Source organism: Pseudomonas sp. F-14 TE3623, assembly GCF_053629015.1.
The window spans coordinates 674,560-691,823 of the sequence record NZ_JBRJHM010000001.1 but is presented as its reverse complement, the minus strand read 5'-3'; the positions used below and the strand labels follow the sequence as shown (position 1 = coordinate 691,823).

General features: G+C 57.1%; 17 protein-coding genes. 16 read left to right on the top strand and 1 reads right to left on the bottom strand.

Annotated elements, in window-relative coordinates; translation table 11 throughout:
* The first annotated feature begins 439 nt into the window (after window positions 1-439).
* The 16 genes from mnmG (at window position 440) to glmS (ending at window position 16,251) form a co-directional block, all read left to right on the top strand.
* Window positions 440-2,332 (top strand): tRNA uridine-5-carboxymethylaminomethyl(34) synthesis enzyme MnmG, encoded by a 1,893-nt coding sequence (mnmG, locus tag AB7M29_RS03190; protein ID WP_008007892.1) that lies wholly within the window; start codon window positions 440-442, stop codon window positions 2,330-2,332.
* On the top strand, window positions 2,329-2,973 hold the full coding sequence (rsmG, locus tag AB7M29_RS03185) for a 16S rRNA (guanine(527)-N(7))-methyltransferase RsmG (protein WP_038980416.1): 645 nt from the start codon (window positions 2,329-2,331) through the stop codon (window positions 2,971-2,973). Before mnmG ends, rsmG begins: the two co-directional genes overlap by 4 nt.
* 18 nt (window positions 2,974-2,991) lie before the next feature.
* Window positions 2,992-3,789: a ParA family protein gene (locus tag AB7M29_RS03180; RefSeq protein WP_007934331.1), complete on the top strand. Its 798-nt coding sequence runs from the start codon at window positions 2,992-2,994 to the stop codon at window positions 3,787-3,789.
* 9 nt (window positions 3,790-3,798) lie between these two features.
* On the top strand, window positions 3,799-4,671 hold the full coding sequence (locus tag AB7M29_RS03175) for a ParB/RepB/Spo0J family partition protein (RefSeq protein WP_008007888.1): 873 nt from the start codon (window positions 3,799-3,801) through the stop codon (window positions 4,669-4,671).
* 148 nt (window positions 4,672-4,819) lie between these two features.
* Complete coding sequence (locus AB7M29_RS03170) at window positions 4,820-5,227, top strand: F0F1 ATP synthase subunit I (RefSeq protein ID WP_454246312.1); 408 nt, start codon at window positions 4,820-4,822, stop codon at window positions 5,225-5,227.
* A gap of 16 nt (window positions 5,228-5,243) precedes the next feature.
* Complete coding sequence (atpB, locus tag AB7M29_RS03165) at window positions 5,244-6,113, top strand: F0F1 ATP synthase subunit A (protein ID WP_052966015.1); 870 nt, start codon at window positions 5,244-5,246, stop codon at window positions 6,111-6,113.
* A 133-nt stretch (window positions 6,114-6,246) separates the two neighbouring features.
* Window positions 6,247-6,504, top strand: coding sequence for a F0F1 ATP synthase subunit C (atpE, locus tag AB7M29_RS03160; RefSeq protein WP_002555987.1), 258 nt, complete (start codon window positions 6,247-6,249; stop codon window positions 6,502-6,504).
* Between the two features lie 56 nt (window positions 6,505-6,560).
* Window positions 6,561-7,031 carry a F0F1 ATP synthase subunit B gene (locus AB7M29_RS03155; protein ID WP_052966016.1) on the top strand — a complete coding sequence of 157 codons (471 nt, stop codon included), beginning with the start codon at window positions 6,561-6,563 and terminating at the stop codon, window positions 7,029-7,031.
* Between the two features lie 12 nt (window positions 7,032-7,043).
* On the top strand, window positions 7,044-7,580 hold the full coding sequence (locus AB7M29_RS03150) for a F0F1 ATP synthase subunit delta (protein WP_027926211.1): 537 nt from the start codon (window positions 7,044-7,046) through the stop codon (window positions 7,578-7,580).
* A gap of 21 nt (window positions 7,581-7,601) precedes the next feature.
* Window positions 7,602-9,146, top strand: a complete 1,545-nt coding sequence (atpA, locus tag AB7M29_RS03145) for a F0F1 ATP synthase subunit alpha (protein ID WP_454246311.1) — start codon at window positions 7,602-7,604, stop codon at window positions 9,144-9,146.
* Between the two features lie 50 nt (window positions 9,147-9,196).
* Window positions 9,197-10,057: a F0F1 ATP synthase subunit gamma gene (atpG, locus tag AB7M29_RS03140; RefSeq protein WP_052966018.1), complete on the top strand. Its 861-nt coding sequence runs from the start codon at window positions 9,197-9,199 to the stop codon at window positions 10,055-10,057.
* 27 nt (window positions 10,058-10,084) lie between these two features.
* Complete coding sequence (atpD, locus tag AB7M29_RS03135; RefSeq protein ID WP_038980433.1) at window positions 10,085-11,464, top strand: F0F1 ATP synthase subunit beta; 1,380 nt, start codon at window positions 10,085-10,087, stop codon at window positions 11,462-11,464.
* A gap of 45 nt (window positions 11,465-11,509) precedes the next feature.
* Window positions 11,510-11,935, top strand: coding sequence for a F0F1 ATP synthase subunit epsilon (locus tag AB7M29_RS03130; protein ID WP_010465460.1), 426 nt, complete (start codon window positions 11,510-11,512; stop codon window positions 11,933-11,935).
* Window positions 11,936-12,053: 118 nt separating this feature from the next.
* The gene (gene glmU, locus AB7M29_RS03125; RefSeq protein WP_454246310.1) at window positions 12,054-13,421 is read left to right on the top strand and encodes a bifunctional UDP-N-acetylglucosamine diphosphorylase/glucosamine-1-phosphate N-acetyltransferase GlmU; all 1,368 of its coding nucleotides are present in this window, start codon (window positions 12,054-12,056) and stop codon (window positions 13,419-13,421) included.
* Window positions 13,422-13,640: 219 nt separating this feature from the next.
* Window positions 13,641-14,417: a DeoR/GlpR family DNA-binding transcription regulator gene (locus AB7M29_RS03120; RefSeq protein ID WP_217856986.1), complete on the top strand. Its 777-nt coding sequence runs from the start codon at window positions 13,641-13,643 to the stop codon at window positions 14,415-14,417.
* A 1-nt stretch (window position 14,418) separates the two neighbouring features.
* Window positions 14,419-16,251 (top strand): glutamine--fructose-6-phosphate transaminase (isomerizing), encoded by a 1,833-nt coding sequence (gene glmS / locus AB7M29_RS03115; protein ID WP_217856985.1) that lies wholly within the window; start codon window positions 14,419-14,421, stop codon window positions 16,249-16,251.
* 80 nt (window positions 16,252-16,331) lie between these two features.
* Here the strand turns inward: glmS and AB7M29_RS03110 are convergent, their stop codons facing one another.
* Window positions 16,332-17,264 (bottom strand): phosphatidate cytidylyltransferase, encoded by a 933-nt coding sequence (locus AB7M29_RS03110; protein WP_201061092.1) that lies wholly within the window; start codon window positions 17,262-17,264, stop codon window positions 16,332-16,334.

The following is a 17,264-nucleotide window of genomic DNA, read 5'->3' as shown; positions in this document are numbered from 1 at the left end:
GATTTGCTCATTCGGCGGCTTTTCTGTGGATTAAGCCCTGTGAATAAGTGCCGCTAAGGGCAGTTGATAACAAGGCCTCAAAACTGAAGATAACCACCTCTGTGGATAACCACCCCTTTCATCCACAGGCTTACACCGGTTATCCAAGGGCCTCCTTGGTACATGACCACAGGGTTTTGAATCTCTGTACATATTGAAAATAAAGGGCTGTATCAATCTATCCACAGAAAGGTGGCTTAGTAGAAATAAACATAAAAACAAAGATTTAATAAATTTCTCTCTTTTTAATTTCTATAACCTCGACTTCTCCACAGCTGGTTAAATTTTGTGCAAAGGGTTCTTTAGGAAGGGCGAAGTCCCTATACTTGCCGACCAGGTCCAAAAACCTGAGCTCAAACTATTTCCGGATTACCTGACTGAAGCAGGCACGAGGTGCGTGGTGGATTTCCCTTCCCGTTTTGAAGTGATCGTCATCGGCGGCGGTCATGCCGGTACCGAGGCAGCACTGGCGTCAGCACGTATGGGGGCAAAAACCCTATTGCTGACGCATAACGTGGAAACCCTCGGTGCCATGAGTTGCAACCCAGCCATTGGCGGGATCGGCAAAAGCCATTTGGTTAAAGAAATCGATGCCCTGGGCGGCGCGATGGCCATGGCTACCGATAAAGGCGGTATTCAGTTTCGCGTATTGAACAGCCGCAAAGGCCCAGCCGTGCGCGCAACCCGCGCTCAGGCAGATCGGGTTCTGTACAAGGCCGCTGTCCGCGAAGCTTTGGAAAACCAGCCGAACCTGTGGATATTTCAACAGGCTGCTGACGACCTGATCGTCGAGCAGGAACAAGTGCGCGGTGTTGTCACCCAAATGGGCCTGCGTTTCTTCGCAGATTCCGTGGTGTTGACCACTGGCACCTTCCTCGGTGGACTTATCCACATCGGCATGCAGAATTATTCCGGCGGTCGCGCCGGTGATCCGCCATCGATTGCGCTGGCTCATCGTCTGCGTGAACTGCCATTGCGTGTCGGTCGCCTGAAAACCGGTACACCGCCGCGTATCGACGGTCGCACTGTGGATTTTTCGGTGATGACCGAGCAGGCAGGGGATACGCCGATTCCGGTGATGTCGTTCATGGGCTCCAAAGAGCAGCATCCGAAACAGGTCAGCTGCTGGATTACCCACACCAACGCCCGTACCCACGAAATCATTGCTTCGAACCTTGATCGTTCGCCGATGTATTCCGGTGTGATCGAAGGTATCGGCCCGCGTTATTGCCCATCGATCGAAGACAAGATCCACCGCTTTGCCGACAAGGAAAGCCACCAGGTGTTCATCGAGCCGGAAGGTCTGACCACCCACGAGCTGTACCCGAACGGGATATCCACATCCTTGCCGTTCGACGTGCAGCTGCAGATCGTGCAATCGATCCGCGGCATGGAAAACGCGCACATTGTTCGGCCTGGCTACGCCATCGAGTACGACTACTTCGACCCGCGTGACCTGAAGTACAGCCTGGAAACCAAAGTGATCGGCGGTTTGTTCTTCGCCGGGCAAATCAACGGCACCACCGGTTACGAAGAAGCCGGCGCCCAGGGTTTGCTGGCCGGAGCCAACGCCGCACTGCGTGCTCAGGGCAAAGATGCCTGGTGCCCGCGTCGCGACGAGGCGTACATCGGCGTTTTGGTCGACGACCTGATTACCCTGGGTACTCAGGAACCGTATCGGATGTTCACGTCCCGCGCCGAATACCGTTTAATCCTGCGCGAAGACAACGCCGACCTGCGCTTGACCGAAAAAGGTCGCGAATTGGGTCTGGTGGATGACGTGCGTTGGGCAGCGTTCTGCAAGAAACGCGAGAGCATCGACCTGGAAGAGCAACGCCTGAAAAGTACTTGGGTTCGCCCAGGCACCGAGCAGGGCGATGCGATTTCCGAGAAATTCGGTACGCCGCTGACCCACGAATACAATTTGCTTAACCTGCTGAGCCGTCCGGAAATCGACTACGCTGGTCTGATCGCTGTGACCGGTGGGGGCGCAGAAGATCCACAGGTCGCCGAGCAGGTCGAAATCAAGACCAAATACGCCGGTTACATCGATCGTCAACAGGATGAAATCGCGCGTCTGCGGGCCAGCGAAGACACCAAACTGCCTGTGGATATCGATTACACGAACATCTCCGGTCTCTCGAAAGAGATCCAGAGCAAGCTCGGCGCGACCCGTCCAGAGACCCTGGGCCAGGCGTCGCGTATTCCGGGCGTGACCCCGGCAGCGATTTCGCTGTTGATGATTCATTTGAAAAAACGCGGCGCGGGCCGTCAGTTGGAGCAAAGCGCTTGAGTTCGTTGGTCACCTCGCAACACGCCGAAGAGTTATCCACAGGTGCTCGCCAGCTCGGTGTCAACCTGACGGAAGCCCAGCATGCACAGCTGCTGGGTTATCTGGCCCTGTTGATAAAATGGAACAAGGCCTACAACCTCACGGCAGTGCGTGATCCGGACGAAATGGTTTCACGGCATTTGCTCGACAGCCTGAGTGTTATGTCCTTCATCGAAAACGGCCGTTGGTTGGATGTAGGCAGTGGCGGCGGCATGCCAGGGATTCCGCTGGCGATCCTGTTTCCCGAGTCGCAAGTGACCTGCCTGGACAGCAACGGCAAGAAAACCCGCTTCCTGACCCAGGTCAAACTCGAACTCAAACTGGATAACCTGCAAGTTATCCACAGTCGCGTCGAAGCCTTCCAGCCTGAGCTGCCATTCAACGGGATCATTTCCCGTGCGTTCAGCAGCATGGAGAACTTCAGCAACTGGACTCGCCATTTGGGCGACGCCGAAACACGTTGGCTGGCAATGAAGGGCGTTCATCCCGCCGATGAGCTGGTAGCATTGCCGGCAGACTTCCACCTCGATAGCGAACACGCCCTGGCCGTACCCGGTTGCCAAGGCCAACGCCATCTGCTGATACTGCGCCGCACGGCATGATTGGGAACACAAGCAAGAATGGCTAAGGTATTCGCGATAGCGAACCAAAAGGGTGGTGTGGGCAAGACCACCACCTGCATCAACCTCGCAGCTTCCCTGGTCGCTACCAAGCGTCGGGTGCTGTTGATCGATCTCGATCCACAGGGCAACGCCACCATGGGTAGCGGTGTGGATAAACACGGCCTGGAAAACTCGGTCTACGACCTGCTGATCGGTGAATGCGATCTGGCCCAAGCCATGCACTATTCCGAGCACGGCGGTTATCAATTGCTGCCGGCCAACCGCGACCTGACCGCGGCCGAAGTCGTTCTGCTGGAAATGCAGATGAAGGAAAGTCGTCTGCGCAGCGCGTTGGCGCCGATCCGTGAAAACTACGATTACATTTTGATCGACTGCCCGCCGTCGCTGTCGATGTTGACGCTCAACGCGCTGGTTGCCGCCGACGGGGTGATTATCCCCATGCAGTGCGAGTACTTCGCGCTCGAAGGGCTGAGCGACCTTGTGGATAACATCAAGCGCATCGCTGAATTGCTGAACCCGAACCTGAAAGTCGAAGGCCTGTTGCGGACCATGTACGACCCGCGCCTGAGCCTGATGAACGACGTATCGGCGCAGCTCAAGGAACACTTCGGCGATCAGCTCTACGACACTGTGATTCCACGCAACATCCGCCTGGCCGAAGCGCCAAGCTATGGCATGCCGGCGCTGGCGTACGACAAATCATCGCGGGGCGCGATTGCCTATCTGGCATTGGCTGGCGAGATGGTTCGCCGTCAGCGCAAAAACTCACGCACCGCCGCTGCTCAGGCAACTTAAGGAATCCCCATGGCCGTCAAGAAACGAGGTCTCGGACGTGGACTGGATGCACTGCTGAGTGGTCCGACTGTCAGCTCGCTGGAAGAGCAAGCGGTACAAGCCGATCAGCGTGAGCTGCAGCACCTGCCCCTGGACCTGATCCAGCGTGGCAAGTACCAGCCGCGTCGGGACATGGATCCTCAAGCGCTGGAGGAGCTGGCGCAGTCGATCAAGGCCCAGGGCGTGATGCAGCCGATCGTGGTTCGCCCGATCGGCAGCGGGCGCTTCGAAATCATCGCCGGCGAACGTCGCTGGCGTGCGAGCCAGCAGGCTGGCCAGGAAACCATCCCGGCGATGGTTCGCGATGTGCCGGATGAAACCGCCATCGCCATGGCGCTGATCGAGAACATCCAGCGCGAAGACCTCAATCCGATCGAAGAAGCGGTGGCCTTGCAGCGTTTGCAGCAGGAATTCCAACTGACTCAGCAACAAGTGGCCGAGGCTGTGGGTAAGTCCCGCGTCACCGTGGCTAACCTGTTGCGTCTGATTGCGCTGCCGGAAGTCATCAAAACCATGCTGTCTCACGGCGACCTGGAAATGGGTCATGCCCGTGCGTTGCTCGGTTTGCCGGAAAATCAACAAGTTGAAGGGGCGCGACACGTTGTCGCACGGGGGCTGACTGTGCGCCAGACTGAAGCACTGGTTCGCCAGTGGTTGAGTGGCAAACCGGAACCTGTGGAGCCTGCAAAACCGGACCCGGATATCGCCCGACTCGAGCAGCGCCTGGCCGAGCGCCTAGGCTCTGCGGTGCAGATCCGCCACGGAAAGAAGGGTAAGGGGCAGCTGGTGATCGGCTACAACTCTCTTGATGAGCTTCAAGGTGTGCTTGCACACATCCGCTGAAACAATTCCTCATGTAGCGTGAAGTCGGAAATCACTACCTGACAGTTGAATAGGGGCAGAACCGCCCCTATACTCTGCGCGCATTTTGTCGGCACAAATTATGCCAAGTTATTGAATTCTGGCAGCCGACCATTGGGGAGCAAAAGAGATGGAAAACCGCACGCCAGACCGCTTGCCGTTCCATCGCCTGGCAGTTTTTCCGGTGTTAATGGCTCAATTTGTCGTTTTGCTGATTGCCGCTTTGGCGCTCTGGCAATGGCATGGAGTCGTTGCCGGGTACTCAGGACTCTGCGGAGGCCTGATAGCCTTGCTTCCCAATATTTATTTCGCTCACAGGGCATTTCGGTTTTCCGGCGCTCGAGCAGCTCAAGCCATCGTCCGGTCTTTTTATGCCGGCGAGGCGGGCAAACTGATTTTGACGGCAGTGCTGTTTGCATTGACGTTTGCAGGTGTGAAGCCATTGGCGCCGTTAGCATTATTCGGCGTCTTCGTGCTGACCCAACTGGTTAGCTGGTTCGCTCCCCTGCTAATGAGAACAAGACTTTCGAGACCTTAGGGCGTTTGAGGCAACCATGGCAGAGACAACCGCTTCGGGCTATATCCAGCACCACTTGCAGAACCTGACCTTCGGTCAGCACCCAACTGGCGGGTGGGGTTTTGCCCACACCGCAGCAGAAGCCAAAGAAATGGGCTTCTGGGCTTTCCACGTCGATACTCTCGGCTGGTCGGTCGCGTTGGGTCTGATTTTCGTTCTTCTTTTCCGCATGGCGGCAAAGAAGGCGACTTCCGGTCAGCCTGGTGCTTTGCAGAACTTCGTTGAAGTATTGGTCGAATTCGTCGATGGCAGCGTGAAAGACAGCTTCCATGGCCGTAGCCCGGTGATTGCACCGCTGGCGCTGACCATCTTCGTCTGGGTCTTCCTGATGAACGCCGTCGACCTGATTCCGGTTGACTGGATTCCTCAAGTGGCCATGTTGATCTCCGGCGACGCGCACATTCCGTTCCGCGCCGTATCGACTACTGACCCGAACGCTACCCTGGGCATGGCCCTGTCGGTATTCGCGTTGATCATTTTCTACAGCATCAAGGTCAAGGGCATCGGCGGCTTCATCGGCGAACTGACCCTGCACCCGTTCGGCAGCAAGAACATCTTCGTTCAAGCCCTGCTGATTCCGGTGAACTTCCTGCTTGAGTTCGTGACACTGATTGCCAAGCCAATCTCGTTGGCACTGCGTCTGTTCGGCAACATGTATGCCGGCGAACTGGTCTTCATTCTGATTGCTGTGATGTTCGGCAGCGGTCTGCTCTGGCTTAGCGGCCTGGGCGTAGTTCTGCAGTGGGCGTGGGCTGTGTTCCACATCCTGATCATCACCCTGCAGGCGTTTATCTTCATGATGCTGACCATCGTTTACCTGTCGATGGCGCACGAAGAGAACCATTAAGACCAGTCTCGACTAGTCTGATGTCCCACCCGGTAACACGGGTGGGGGCCCGAACAGGGCTATGAAACGATTTGTTTTACCGCTTTAAAATCTAAAAAACCTAAACCATACGACGTAAAAGTCGGGAGGAAAGATGGAAACTGTAGTTGGTCTAACCGCTATCGCTGTTGCACTGTTGATCGGCCTGGGCGCACTGGGTACCGCAATTGGTTTCGGCCTGTTGGGCGGCAAGTTCCTGGAAGGCGCCGCGCGTCAGCCAGAAATGGTTCCAATGCTGCAAGTTAAAATGTTCATCGTTGCCGGTCTGCTCGACGCCGTAACCATGATCGGTGTTGGTATCGCTCTGTTCTTCACCTTCGCGAACCCATTTGTTGGTCAACTCGCTGGCTAATCACTCGAATCGTCGAGTGATTAGTGTGTTGTGCAACGAACGAGCGAGGTGTTGGCGTGAACATTAATGCAACCCTGATTGGCCAGTCCGTTGCGTTCTTAATTTTTGTACTTTTTTGCATGAAGTTCGTATGGCCTCCGGTCATCGCGGCTTTGCATGAACGTCAGAAGAAGATCGCGGATGGACTGGACGCTGCCAGCCGAGCAGCTCGCGACCTGGAGTTGGCCCATGAGAAAGTGGGTCAGCAACTGCGCGAAGCGAAAGCTCAGGCAGCCGAAATCATTGAGCAAGCCAAGAAACGCGGTAACCAGATCGTTGAAGAGGCTGTTGAAAAAGCCCGTATCGACGCTGACCGTGTGAAGGTTCAGGCTCAGGCCGAGATCGAGCAGGAACTGAACAGTGTCAAAGACGTGCTGCGTGCCCAACTGGGTGCACTGGCTGTCGGCGGCGCCGAGAAGATCCTGGGTGCCACAATCGATCAAAACGCGCACGCGGAGCTGGTAAACAAACTGGCTGCTGAAATTTAAGCGAGGGCGATCATGGCAGAATTGACCACGTTGGCCCGACCTTACGCTAAGGCAGCCTTCGAGCACGCCCAGGCCCACCAGCAACTGGCCTCTTGGTCAGCCATGCTCGGCCTGGCTGCAGCAGTGTCGCAAGACGACACCATGCAGCGCGTGCTCAAGGCCCCGCGACTGACGAGCGCAAACAAGGCCGCCACGTTTATTGACGTGTGCGGCGACAAGTTTGATGCCAAGGCACAGAACTTCATTAACGTCGTTGCCGAAAACGACCGTCTCCCGCTGTTGCCGGAGATCGCCGCTCTGTTCGACCTGTACAAGGCTGAACAAGAGAAGTCGGTAGACGTTGAAGTGACCAGTGCTTTTGCATTGAACCAAGAACAGCAAGACAAACTCGCCAAGGTTCTCAGTGCACGACTCAACCGGGAAGTGCGCCTGCAAGTTGCGGAGGATGCCGCCCTGATTGGTGGTGTCATCATTCGCGCCGGCGACCTGGTAATCGATGGCTCGATTCGCGGCAAACTCGCGAATCTTGCCGAAGCATTGAAATCTTGAGTTTGAAGGGGCAGCAGAGCAATGCAGCAACTCAATCCTTCCGAAATAAGTGAAATTATCAAGGGCCGCATCGACAAGCTCGATGTGACCTCCCAAGCCCGTAACGAAGGCACTGTCGTCAGCGTATCTGACGGTATCGTGCGGATTCACGGTCTGGCCGACGTAATGTACGGCGAGATGATCGAGTTTCCGGGCGGCGTCTTCGGTATGGCTCTCAACCTGGAGCAAGACTCTGTAGGTGCCGTTGTATTGGGCGCTTACCAGTCTCTGGCTGAAGGCATGAGCGCCAAGTGCACTGGCCGCATCCTCGAAGTTCCGGTTGGTAAGGAACTGCTGGGTCGCGTAGTCGACGCACTGGGTAACCCTGTTGACGGCAAAGGTCCACTGGGCAACACACAGACCGACGCGGTCGAGAAAGTTGCTCCAGGCGTGATCTGGCGTAAGTCGGTAGACCAGCCTGTACAGACTGGCTACAAGGCTGTCGATGCCATGATCCCGGTCGGCCGTGGCCAGCGTGAGCTGATCATCGGTGACCGTCAGATCGGTAAAACCGCTCTGGCGATCGACGCGATCATCAACCAGAAAGACAGCGGCATTTTCTGCGTCTACGTAGCGATCGGTCAGAAGCAATCGACCATCGCCAACGTGGTTCGCAAGCTGGAAGAAAACGACGCTCTGGCCAACACGATCATCGTGGCTGCCAGTGCTTCGGAATCTCCTGCGCTGCAATTCCTGGCACCGTACTCCGGTTGCACCATGGGTGAATTCTTCCGCGACCGCGGTGAAGACGCGCTGATCGTTTATGACGATCTGTCCAAGCAAGCAGTGGCTTACCGCCAGATTTCCCTGCTGCTGCGCCGTCCACCAGGCCGTGAAGCTTACCCAGGCGACGTGTTCTATCTCCACTCCCGTCTGCTGGAGCGCGCATCCCGCGTTTCGGAAGAATACGTAGAGAAGTTCACCAACGGCGCAGTAACCGGCAAAACCGGTTCCCTGACCGCACTGCCGATCATCGAAACCCAGGCTGGCGACGTTTCCGCGTTCGTTCCGACCAACGTGATTTCCATCACCGACGGTCAGATCTTCCTGGAATCGGCCATGTTCAACTCCGGGATCCGTCCTGCTGTGAACGCCGGTGTTTCGGTATCCCGTGTGGGTGGTGCCGCTCAGACCAAGATCATCAAGAAGCTCTCCGGTGGTATCCGTACCGCTCTGGCTCAGTACCGTGAACTGGCGGCATTCGCCCAGTTCGCTTCTGACCTGGACGAAGCGACCCGTAAGCAACTTGAGCATGGTCAGCGCGTTACCGAGCTGATGAAGCAGAAGCAATACGCACCAATGTCGATCGCTGACATGGCGCTGTCGCTGTATGCCGCTGAGCGTGGGTTCCTGACTGACGTCGAAATCGCCAAGATCGGTAGCTTTGAACAAGCGCTGATTGCTTTCTTCAACCGCGATCACGCCGATTTGATGGCGAAGATCAACGTGAAGGGTGACTTCAATGACGAAATCGACGCTGGCATGAAAGCCGGTATCGAGAAGTTCAAGGCCACCCAAACCTGGTAAGCCGCAGCGGGAGCCGCAAGGCTCCCGCTTGCTAACCTGATAGGTGTTACATGGCAGGCGCAAAAGAGATTCGCAGTAAGATTGCGAGCATCAAAAGCACGCAAAAGATTACCAGCGCCATGGAAAAAGTGGCGGTCAGCAAAATGCGCAAGGCACAAATGCGCATGGCTGCTAGCCGTCCTTACGCGGAGCGCATCCGCCAGGTTATTGGCCATTTGGCCAACGCCAACCCGGAATATCGCCACCCATTCATGATTGACCGTGAAGTAAAGCGCGTCGGTTACGTTGTGGTGAGCAGTGACCGTGGTCTGTGTGGTGGCTTGAACACCAACCTGTTCAAGGCCCTGGTCAAGGACATGGCGGTAAACCGCGAAAACGGCGTCGAGATTGATCTGTGTGTAGTGGGTAGCAAGGGTGCGGCTTTCTTCCGCAACTTCGGCGGTAACGTCGTTGCAGCTATCAGCCACCTGGGTGAAGAGCCGTCGATCAATGATTTGATCGGCAGCGTCAAGGTGATGCTGGATGCCTACCTGGACGGCCGTATTGACCGCTTGTCCGTGGTGTCCAACAAGTTCATCAACACCATGACGCAACAGCCTACCGTGGAGCAGTTGATTCCACTGGTGGCAACCGCAGATCAAGAACTCAAGCACCACTGGGATTATCTGTACGAACCGGACGCCAAAGAGCTGCTTGACGGCTTGATGGTCCGCTACGTGGAGTCGCAGGTCTACCAGGCGGTGGTCGAGAACAACGCGGCTGAACAAGCTGCGCGGATGATCGCGATGAAGAACGCTACCGACAACGCCGGTGATTTGATCAGCGATTTGCAGCTGGTCTACAACAAGGCGCGTCAGGCTGCGATCACCCAAGAGATCTCGGAAATCGTCGGCGGCGCTGCCGCGGTTTAACGGTTCAAATATTCAGAGGATCCAGCTATGAGTAGCGGACGTATCGTTCAAATCATCGGCGCCGTTATCGACGTGGAATTTCCACGCGACAGCGTACCGAGCATCTACAACGCGCTGACAGTTCAAAGCGCGGCCGGGACCACCCTGGAAGTTCAGCAGCAGCTGGGCGACGGCGTGGTTCGTACCATTGCGATGGGTTCCACCGAAGGCTTGAAGCGCGGTCTGGACGTCATCGACTCCGGCGCAGCCATCTCCGTACCAGTCGGTAAAGCGACCCTGGGCCGGATCATGGACGTTCTGGGTAACCCGATTGACGAAGCTGGCCCGATCGACACCGAAGAGCGCTGGGGCATTCACCGTCCTGCGCCATCCTTCGCTGAACAAGCGGGCGGCAACGACCTGCTGGAAACCGGCATCAAGGTTATCGACCTGGTTTGCCCGTTCGCCAAGGGTGGTAAAGTCGGTCTGTTCGGTGGTGCCGGTGTAGGCAAAACCGTAAACATGATGGAACTGATCCGTAACATCGCCATCGAGCACAGCGGTTATTCCGTGTTCGCCGGTGTGGGTGAGCGTACTCGTGAGGGTAACGACTTCTACCACGAGATGAAGGATTCCAACGTTCTGGACAAAGTGGCACTGGTTTACGGTCAGATGAACGAGCCGCCGGGTAACCGTCTGCGCGTAGCACTGACCGGTCTGACCATGGCCGAGAAGTTCCGTGACGAAGGTAACGACGTTCTGCTGTTCGTCGACAACATCTATCGTTACACCCTGGCCGGTACTGAAGTATCCGCACTGCTGGGCCGTATGCCTTCGGCAGTAGGTTACCAGCCGACCCTGGCTGAAGAGATGGGCGTTCTGCAAGAACGTATCACTTCGACCAAGGAAGGTTCGATCACTTCGATCCAAGCGGTATACGTACCTGCGGATGACTTGACTGACCCGTCGCCAGCGACCACCTTCGCCCACTTGGACGCCACCGTCGTTCTGTCCCGTGACATCGCTTCCCTGGGTATCTACCCGGCGGTCGATCCACTCGACTCGACTTCGCGCCAGCTGGACCCGAACGTAATCGGCCAGGACCACTACGACACCGCTCGCGGCGTACAGTATGTTCTGCAGCGTTACAAAGAACTGAAGGACATCATTGCGATCCTGGGTATGGACGAGCTGTCGGAAGCCGACAAGCAGTTGGTAAACCGTGCTCGTAAGATCCAGCGTTTCTTGTCGCAGCCGTTCTTCGTGGCTGAAGTCTTCACCGGTGCTTCGGGTAAATACGTTTCCCTGAAAGACACCATTGCTGGCTTCAAAGGCATCCTCAACGGTGACTACGACCACCTGCCAGAACAAGCGTTCTACATGGTCGGCGGCATCGAAGAAGCGATCGAGAAAGCCAAGAAACTGTAATCCCGGCGCCCGGCAACGGGCGCTAATTTAGGTTGAGGCAATCAGATGGCTATGACAGTCCATTGCGATATCGTCAGCGCGGAAGGGGAAATCTTTTCCGGCCTGGTCGAGATGGTGGTTGCGCACGGTGCACTGGGTGATCTTGGTATCGCCTTGGGTCACGCGCCGCTGATCACTAATCTCAAGCCGGGTCCTATCCGCTTGATCAAGCAGGGCGGGGAAGAGGAGGTGTATTACATCTCCGGCGGTTTCCTCGAGGTTCAGCCGAACATGGTCAAGGTTCTTGCCGACACTGTGCAACGTGCTGCCGACCTGGACGAAGCCTCCGCTCAGGAAGCCGTTAAGGCTGCCGAGAAGGCCTTGCATGAGCGAGGCGCGGAATTCGATTACGGTTCTGCTGCCGCACGTCTGGCCGAGGCTGCAGCTCAGCTGCGCACCGTCCAGCAGATCCGCAAGAAGTTCGGCCATTAATTCGGCCGTCGACTTATTGTGTGATTGATTAAAAAGGGTAGCCTCGGCTACCCTTTTTTCTTTTCTGACTTTCATCACCCGGTCGCAGCCGCTGACCTCCCAGGATTAGTAGCCTGTCATGTCTCTTGAAATCGTTATCCTCGCTGCCGGCCAAGGCACGCGCATGCGTTCGGCTTTGCCGAAAGTTCTGCACCCGGTTGCCGGTAATTCAATGCTTGGCCATGTTATCCACACGGCGCGGCAACTTGATCCGCAACGTATCCATGTGGTGATCGGCCATGGTGCCGAAGCGGTGCGCGAGCGTCTGGCGGCCGATGACCTGAATTTCGTCCTGCAGGATCAACAGCTGGGTACCGGACATGCGGTGGCCCAGGCTGTGCCGTTCATTAAGTCCGACACCGTGCTGATTCTGTACGGCGACGTACCGTTGATCGAAGTCGAAACCCTGCAACGCTTGCTCAAGCTGGCTGCACCGCAGCAACTGGGCCTGTTGACCGTTGAGCTGGATGACCCGACTGGTTATGGCCGCATCGTCCGCGATGCCGCCGGCAAAGTTACCGCCATCGTCGAGCATAAAGACACCAACGACGTCGAGCGTGCGATCACTGAGGGCAATACCGGCATTCTGGCGCTACCTTTCGAACGTCTGGGCGATTGGGTGAGTCGTCTCTCCAATAACAATTCCCAAGGCGAGTACTACCTGACCGACGTGATCGCCATGGCGGTCAGTGATGGTCTGGTGGTGGCTACCGAACACCCCCATGACACCATGGAAGTGCAGGGCGCCAACGATCGCAAGCAACTGGCCGAGCTTGAGCGTCACTATCAGCTGCGCGCTGCTCGTCGTTTGATGGCTCAGGGCGTGACCCTGCGCGACCCGGCACGTTTCGATGTGCGTGGTGAGGTCACCATCGGCCGCGATGTGCTGATCGACATCAACGTGATCCTCGAAGGCAAAGTGGTCATCGAGGACGATGTAGTGATCGGCCCGAACTGCGTGATCAAGGACAGCACCCTGCACAAAGGTGTGGTGATCAAGGCCAACAGCCATATCGAAGGCGCGATACTCGGTGAAGGCAGCGATGCCGGCCCGTTCGCTCGTTTGCGTCCCGGCACGGTGCTGGAAGCTCGCGCGCATGTGGGTAACTTCGTTGAGCTGAAGAACGCCCATATGGGCGAGGGCGCCAAGGCCGGTCACTTGACGTATTTGGGCGACGCCGAGATCGGTGCGCGTACCAACATCGGCGCAGGCACCATCACCTGTAACTACGATGGCGCGAACAAGTGGAAAACCGTGTTGGGCGAAGATGTATTCATCGGTTCCAACAACTCGTTGGTAGCGCCTGTGGATATCTCAGCGGGTGCGACTACAGCGGCCGGTTCGACCATTACCCAGAATGTGGATAAGGCTCAGTTGGCTGTGGGTCGGGCTCGGCAGAAGAACATCGATGGCTGGAAACGGCCGGATAAGATCAAGAAGAGCTGAGTTATCCACAGCGCATGATGTGGCGCTCATGAGATCGCTTTCGCGGGCAAGTCGGATCGCCGCACCTCTCGCTCCTACGGAATATCACCGTCCGTAGGAGCGAGGCTTGCCCGCGATGCTTTTTATCCACAGATCATTTTTATTGTGTCCCGCTTGACGAAGTTTCGTTAATAGGTTTTGATTGCTTACGTTATCTTTCGAATCGAAACTTACCAAGCCATGTCGAAGCGCAATACGCCCCAACGCCGCCACAACATCCTCGCCTTGCTCAATGAGCAGGGGGAAGTCAGTGTGGATGAGCTGGCCAAGCGCTTCGAAACCTCGGAAGTTACGATTCGCAAGGACTTGGCGGCGCTTGAAAGCAACGGCCTATTGCTGCGTCGCTATGGGGGGGCGGTCACCATGCCTCAGGAGCTGGTCGCCGATCTCGGCCAACCGGTTTCCAAATACAAGCAGGCCATTGCCCGCGCCGCCGTCACGCGAATCCGCGAGCATGCGCGAATCATCATCGACAGCGGCAGTACCACCGCCGCGATGATCCCGGAACTCGGTCAGCAACCGGGTCTGGTGGTGATGACTAACTCCCTGTATGTCGCCAACGCTTTGAGCGAACTCGAGCATGAGCCGGTGCTGCTCATGACCGGGGGTACCTGGGATCCGCATTCCGAGTCCTTCCAGGGTCAGGTGGCCGAGCAAGTACTACGCTCATATGACTTTGATCAGCTATTTATCGGTGCCGATGGCATTGATCTGGTACGCGGGACCACCACCTTCAATGAATTGCTGGGCTTGAGCCGTGTCATGGCCGAGGTTGCCCGCGAAGTGATTGTGATGGTCGAGGCCGACAAGATCGGTCGCAAAATTCCCAATCTGGAGCTGCCGTGGAGCAGCGTCCATACCCTCATCACCGATGATCGCCTGCCACTGGAGGCACGCGATCAGATTCAGGCCCGCGGCATTAATTTGATTTGCGCCGCCGTCAGTCAGGAGAACTAGCATGTGTGGAATTGTCGGTGCAGTCGCAGAACGTAACATTACCGCCATCCTGCTCGAAGGCCTCAAGCGGCTGGAATACCGTGGTTATGACAGCGCCGGTGTGGCGGTGTACACCAACGACGAGAAACTCTTGCGCACGCGTCGTCCGGGCAAGGTCAGCGAACTGGAACAGGCGCTGATCGAAGAGCCTCTGGTCGGCCGTCTGGGCATTGCCCACACCCGCTGGGCGACTCACGGCGCGCCCTGCGAACGCAACGCCCACCCGCATTTTTCGGGCGATCTGGCGGTGGTGCACAACGGCATCATCGAGAACCATGAAGCCCTGCGCGAGCAACTCAAGGCTCTGGGTCACGTGTTCACGTCGGACACTGACACTGAAGTCATCGCGCATTTGCTGCACGAAAAACTCAATGAGCAGCCTGACCTGGCTGCGGCCCTGAAAGCGACCGTCAAAGAACTGCACGGTGCTTACGGCTTGGCGGTGATCAGTGCCCGGCAACCGGATCGCCTGGTGGCGGCCCGCAGTGGCAGCCCACTGGTGATCGGTTTGGGCCTGGGTGAAAACTTCCTGGCCTCCGATCAATTGGCTCTGCGCCAGGTCACTGACCGCTTCATGTACCTGGAAGAAGGCGATATCGCCGAAATTCGCCGCGACAGCGTGCAGATCTGGGACATCAACGGCGCACTCGTCGAGCGTGAAAGCGTTCAGTACCGTGACGGGGCCGAAGCGGCTGACAAGGGCGAATTCCGCCATTACATGCTCAAGGAAATTCACGAGCAACCGGCCGTGGTGCAGCGCACCCTTGAAGGTCGCCTGAGTCAGAACCAGGTGCTGGTCGAGGCGTTCGGCCCAGGAGCTGCCGAGCTGTTCGCCAAGGTGCGCAATGTACAGATCGTCGCCTGCGGCACCAGCTATCACGCCGGCATGGTTGCCCGTTACTGGCTCGAAGAACTGGCTGGCATCCCATGTCAGGTCGAAGTCGCCAGCGAATTCCGTTATCGCAAGGTAGTGGTGCAGCCGAATACCCTGTTTGTGAGCATCTCCCAGTCAGGTGAAACCGCCGACACTCTGGCCGCGCTGCGCAATGCCAAGGAGCTGGGATTCCTCGCCAGCCTGGCAATCTGCAACGTCGGCATCAGCTCTCTGGTGCGTGAATCGGACTTGACGCTGCTGACCCAGGCCGGTCGCGAAATCGGTGTAGCCTCGACCAAAGCCTTCACCACTCAACTGGTTGGCCTGCTGTTGCTGACCCTGTCTCTGGGTCAGGTTCGCGGTACGTTGGCTGAAGGTGTCGAAGCCACACTGGTCGAAGAGCTGCGTCGCCTGCCGACCCGCTTGGGCGAAGCCCTGGCCATGGACAGCACCGTGGAGAAAATCGCCGAGCTGTTCGCCGAGAAGAACCACACGCTGTTCCTCGGTCGCGGCGCGCAATTCCCGGTGGCGATGGAAGGGGCCCTCAAGCTCAAGGAAATCTCCTACATCCACGCTGAAGCCTATCCGGCCGGCGAACTGAAACATGGCCCGTTGGCGCTTGTGGATAACGACATGCCGGTGGTCACTGTGGCGCCGAACAACGAGTTGCTGGAGAAGCTGAAGTCCAACCTCCAGGAAGTCCGCGCCCGTGGTGGTGAGTTGATCGTCTTCGCCGACGAGCAGGCCGGCATGACCAATGGCGAAGGCACTCATGTCGTCCAGATGCCGCACATCCACGACATCCTGTCGCCGATCCTCTACACCATCCCGCTGCAGCTGCTCTCGTACTACGTCGCCGTGCTGAAAGGCACTGACGTTGACCAGCCGCGTAACTTGGCGAAGTCGGTGACTGTGGAATAAGTTATCCACAAGCAATGAAATGAATGAAAAGACCGCAGCTTTGGCTGCGGTCTTTTTTTTTTAAAAAAAGGTCAGCTATTTCAAGTCCACCAATACCGCACAAGATGAAAGAAGATCGGTGCCGCAAAACACACTGAATCCAGTCGATCCAGCATCCCGCCGTGGCCTTCGATCATGTGCCCCCAATCCTTCACGCCGCGATCACGCTTGATTGCCGACATCACGATGCCGCCGGCAAACCCCAGCAGGTTGATCAGCAGCGCAATCAAGAACGACTGCCACGGGCTGAACGGTGTGGTCCACCACAAGGCCGCGCCAATCAGCGAGGACAGCAAAACGCCGCCGACAAAGCCTTCAACGGTTTTCGACGGTGACAGACTGGGCGCGATTTTGTGTTTGCCGAACAATTTGCCGCATACGTACTGCAGCACGTCCGACAGCTGCACCACGATCACCAGATACGCGATCAGCAGCAGGTTGCGGCCTTCATAACCGACGATGTCCAGGGTCAGCAGGGCGGGCACGAACGACACGCAGAACACCGCGATCATCAAACCCCATTGCACTTTCGACGCCCGCTCGAGGAAGTGCGTGCTGTCGCCGCCGAGAGACGCAAGGATCGGCAGCAGCAAAAACACGTACACCGGAATAAAGATCGAGAACAGTCCGTACCAATCAGAATAGATCAGCAGATATTGCAGCGGCAATGCCAGGTAAAACGCTGCCACCAGCGCCGGGTAGTCGCTGCGTCGGGTGGGCATGAGGGTGAGGAATTCGCGTAGCGCATAGAACGATACCGCGTAGAACAACAGAATCACCGCGCCGGTGCCTAGCCAAAAGGCGACGCCGATCACCACCACCATCACCCACCAGGCATTGATGCGGGCGTTGAGGTTTTCGATGACTGCATTGGGCGTGCCCCGGGTGCGCAGTTTGAGGATCAGGCCAATCAGTGAGGCCAGCACCAGGATCATGCCTATCCCGCCGAACAGCATCAGGGTTTGTCTATCCAT